This is a genomic window from Vibrio sp. 10N.261.45.E2, assembly GCF_002875705.1.
In the GTDB taxonomy this organism is placed as follows: domain Bacteria; phylum Pseudomonadota; class Gammaproteobacteria; order Enterobacterales; family Vibrionaceae; genus Vibrio.
Genome location: NZ_MCZZ01000033.1, coordinates 1 through 557, shown reverse-complemented (window position 1 = coordinate 557; position 557 = coordinate 1). Strand labels below are relative to the sequence as shown.

Genomic DNA, 557 nt, shown 5'->3' with positions numbered 1-557 from the left:
TCTTAGTCAATACGACAAGTTTCAGGCATACCTAACCCAGTAAGCTTGTTTAACGCTTTTATCATCGCGTAAGTTTCACCCACCTGGGCATTGTAATTTCTTAAACTTAAACGACCGCCAAGCAGCTGTTTGACTCGATACATCGCTGTTTCTGAGAGTGAACGTCTGTGGTATCCATACCGCTCTTTCCAATACTTATTTGAGCCGTATAACTTCTGGCAACCCACGGCGAAATTTCGAGGATGACCACGCTCCCAGAAGGCCGCCCCTTCTCTTGGGGGAATAAACGCAACGGCTCGCTTCATCTTAATAGCAGCGTGACACGTTCTCGTGTCGTAAGCGCCATCGCCAGACACCTCAAGGATACTTCGGCGTGTTTGTTTCAGTAAGTTCGGGAGTACCTCTCCATCTGTAACCGTCGATAAACTTAGCTCGGCGGCAATGATCTCATGAGTGTTGGTATCGACGGCAATATGAAGCTTTCGCCAGACTCTGCGCTTGCCATCCGTACCGTGTTTTTTGACTTTCCATTCACCTTCGCCATAAACCTTAAGGCC

1 protein-coding gene is annotated in these 557 nt (G+C 48.1%); it reads right to left on the bottom strand.

What is annotated here, in order from left to right; all coding sequences use genetic code 11:
- Window positions 1-2: 2 nt before the first annotated feature.
- The coding region (locus BCT34_RS02015; protein ID WP_133148373.1) for an IS5 family transposase at window positions 3-557 on the bottom strand (555 nt) is incomplete at its 5' end.